The organism is Bowmanella yangjiangensis (assembly GCF_017255015.1).
Classification (GTDB): Bacteria; Pseudomonadota; Gammaproteobacteria; order Enterobacterales; family Alteromonadaceae; genus Bowmanella; species Bowmanella yangjiangensis.
The window spans coordinates 1-3,474 of record NZ_JAFKCS010000082.1; the positions used below are offsets into that span (position 1 = coordinate 1).

A 3,474-nucleotide genomic window follows, 5' to 3' on the forward strand; every position below is an offset into this window, starting at 1 on the left:
GAGAAGCTGCCAACCGGCCCCGGATGGCGGCCGACGCTCAGAATCTCGCGCTCAGGGTCAATTGCAGGTTGCGCGGCTCGCCATACCAGAGCTGGCTGTAGAAGCCGACCTGCTCGAGGTATTGCTTGTCGAAGACGTTGTTGAGGTTGGCGGTCGCCGCGATGTGTTCGCTGATCTGGTACCTGGCCATCAGGTCGACCAGGGCATAGCTGTCCGCGCTGACGTCCACCGGGCCGTTGGGGCTGCCGGTGTTGGCGCGTGAGATGCCGCTGCGCCAGGTCGTGCCGCCGCCCAGGGTCAGATCCCTCAGTACACCGTCCAGCCGGTAGGTGGTGAACAGCTTGAACTGCGTGCGTGGGTGGGTGCTATTGATCGCCTTGCCCTCGGCATTGCGGGCGATGAAGTGGGTGTAGCTGGTGGACAGGTTCCATGCCTCGCTCAGCGCGCCGCTCAGCTCCAGGTCGAAGCCGTCGACCACGGCCCCCTCGCCGGCCTTGTAGGCCTGCTGGCTGGGGTCGGCGATCAGGAAGGTATCGGGAATGGCCTCGGCCAGGCCTTCCTGCCTGGTGCGATAGACCGACAGGGCGGCGTTCAGCTGGCCGTCCAGGTAGCCCGCCTTGATGCCGAGTTCGTAGCTGTCGCCGCTGACCGGATCGAGGAAGCTGCCATCCGGCGCACGCTGCGTCTGGTTCTTGAAGATGCTGGTGTAGCTCGTGTACAGGCTGTAGGTCCGGTCGAGGTCATAGATCAGGCCGGCGTAGGGCGTGACCTCGTCGCTGTAGCGATAGGTGCGCTGGGTGCCGAAGTAGTTCTGTTCGATCTCCCAGGTGCTGACGCGAACCCCCAGGATCAGATGCAGCGGATCGGCCAGCGACAGGCGTGTCACCGCATAGCCGCCGGTCTGGCGGATATCGGTGCGGTCGCCGTTGGCGCGCGTGCCCGACCAGATGGGTTCGGCAATCGCGCCGTTGCTCCAGTCCAGTTGCGAATCGGCGATCGGCGCGGTGCCGGGCAGCGGCAGGTACTGGTCCATCTGCAGGTCGTCGGCGATGCTCATCCAGCCGAACGCGGCGTCATGTGTGCGGCCCAGCAGCTCGAACGGCCCGCTGCCGGTCAGGTGCCAGTCGTCACGGGTGCGCTCGCCGTCATACTTGAGGAAGCTGGCGCTCATGCCTGCGTCGTTGCGGTCCGGATAGCCGCCGCGAAACACATAGCGCATCGCGTAGTCGGCCTCGGTGCGGCTGTAGGCCGCGCGTAGTTTCCAGTCGTTTTCCAACTGGTGTTCGAGATCGATGAAGGCGGTGTTCGACTCGGTGCCGAAGTACGACCACTGGGTGTTGTTGGCCGTGGAGCGGCCATAGTGGGTGCGCGACCCGTCGGCATAGAACATCGGCACGCCCGCGCCCATGCCGTCGGTATCGTTCTTCTGGTGTTCGAGGCTCAGCGTGAGTTGCGTGCGTGGGGTCAGCTCCGCGCTGATCACGCCGTACAGGGTTGCACTGTCGTAGTGCTGATAGTCGATGAAGGTATCGCGCTCGGAGTAGGCCGCCACCACGCGGGCTGCGATCCGGCCGTCTGCAGTCAGCGGGGTGGAGATGTCGATATCGCCACGGCGCTGGTCCCAGCGTCCGCTGCCGAGCGAGCCGCCGATGGCGAACGCTGGCAGCGGGCGCTTGCGGATGAAGTTGACCGCAGCCGAAGGATTGCCGGCGCCGGTCAGCAACCCTGTGGAGCCCCGCACGATCTCGACGCGATCGTAGATCGCCGAGTCGACATCGGTGGCGCCGAAGTTCCAGAAGTTGTTGATCGGCGAAGCCAGGCCATCGAACTGGAAGTTGTCGATGTCGAAGCCGCGAGCGGAGAACGACACGCGATTGCTGTCGCTGCGGCTCATCGAGATACCGGGGGCGCTGGCGAGTATCGCGGCGGTGTCGCGCAGGCCGCGATCTTCGATCTGCTGTCGGGTGACGACGCTCACCGATTGCGGCGTCTCGCGGATCGACAGCGGCAGACCCACGGCGGTGGACATGCTGCCGGTGGTGTAGCTGCCGGTGCCCTCGGTTTCGGACTGCGGCAGCTGCGTGCCCTGCACGTTCATCGCCGGCAGCGTCAGGCTGCTTTCGTGTGCGTCTGTGTCTTCAACGTCCTCTTGCACGGCTGCGCCTGCCGCCAGGGGCAGCAGGGCGCTGGCGAGCAATGCGCGGCGCAGGGTCGGGGCGAGCGGGAGGATCGAGCATTTCGACATTGCAGGCGTCTCATCGGGAAAATTTGTCGATGAGAATTATTCACATTTGTCCGGGCGATACCTTTGCTCGATGCCAGTTTTCCTTTGCCGGATGCCAGGCCTGGAACGACGCTGCGAGGATGCTGTCGGGCGAGGCTAGATGGATTCGCGGGGTGCGACGCCGAAGTGTTGCCGGTATGCGGTGGCGAAGTTGCTGGCATGGCGGTAGCCGACGTAGTGGGCGACATCCTGAACGCGCCAGCCCTGTCCGAGGTATTGCCTGGCCAGCTCCATGCGGCGCTGGCGCAGGTAGGCCATGACGCTGACGCCATAGGCCTGCTGGAACTTCTGACGCAGAGAGCTGGGGCTCATGCACGCCAGCTGTGCCAGCTGATGCAGGCTGTGCTCGGCTCCAGGTTCCTGATGCAGGTAGTCGCGTACCCGCTCCAGCAGGCTGCGGTCACGTGGGTTGAGCGAGGGCGCGTGGCGCTCGTCGGCGTCGATGGCGTTCAGGCCATGTGCCAGCAGCTGCAGTGCCAGGCCTTCGTGCAGCAGGCGCTGCAGGCAACCGTGCGAGCGTTCGCCGGCCAGGGCCTGCAGGGCTGGCTGCAGGTTTGCCGGAACGCTCCAGCGTTGCGTGTACACGCGGCGCTGTCGGAGGCTGGCACGCAACAGATCGGCCAGTTGCTCGTCCGCCAGGTCATCGATGTCAGCGATGGACAGGTTGAGACCACGCAGGTGGTGATGAGCGTGATGCCGGGCACTCTGGCCGGGCCCGTCCTGGCTGAGCAGGGTGACGCCCTGACCCGGCGTGAGGGTGGTGGAGGTGGCGCCGTCGAGCTGGGCCTGTCCTTCCAGCAGGACGATCATGGTGAGACTGGGGGCGGTGAAGGACTGCGCCTGGTAGCCATGCAAGGTGTGCACCTCGGAGCTGACCAGGGTCATGCCCAGGCGGGTTTGCTGCTCGTTGATGTAGCCCCGCATCACGCACGGGTTGTCTTCATGCTGTGTGCCAATCAGGCTGTAGTGCACATGATGGCGGCGGCCCAGCTGGCGCAGGTCATCCAGCGAGTAGAGGCATGGGGCGTGCAGGGGCTGGACCATGGGCGTCACCCGGGGCGTCGAAAACGCAGATGATAACATTGATTATCATTTGCGTATTTCGCTGGTATGGCCGCGCCCTTGCTGCCCTGGGACTAGCGCCCGCCGGCGATATCCAGCAGTGCGCCGGTGGCGTAGCTGGCCTTGTC

2 protein-coding genes are annotated in these 3,474 nt (G+C 65.2%); both read right to left on the reverse strand.

Going from position 1 to position 3,474, the window contains the following annotated elements:
* Nucleotides 1-37 precede the first annotated feature (37 nt).
* Nucleotides 38-2,245 carry a TonB-dependent alcaligin siderophore receptor FauA gene (fauA, locus tag J0A65_RS21800; protein ID WP_206596430.1) on the reverse strand — a complete coding sequence of 736 codons (2,208 nt, stop codon included), beginning with the start codon at nucleotides 2,243-2,245 and terminating at the stop codon, nucleotides 38-40.
* Nucleotides 2,246-2,380: 135 nt separating this feature from the next.
* Complete coding sequence (locus J0A65_RS21805; protein ID WP_206596431.1) at nucleotides 2,381-3,328, reverse strand: helix-turn-helix transcriptional regulator; 948 nt, start codon at nucleotides 3,326-3,328, stop codon at nucleotides 2,381-2,383.
* Nucleotides 3,329-3,474: the final 146 nt, after the last annotated feature.

Excerpts from the sequence above, each read along its gene's own strand:
- fauA (WP_206596430.1), bottom strand. The coding sequence starts at position 2,245 with ATGTCGAAATGCTCGATCCTCCCGCTCGCCCCGACCCTGCGCCGCGCA.
- J0A65_RS21805 (WP_206596431.1), bottom strand. The coding sequence starts at position 3,328 with ATGGTCCAGCCCCTGCACGCCCCATGCCTCTACTCGCTGGATGACCTG.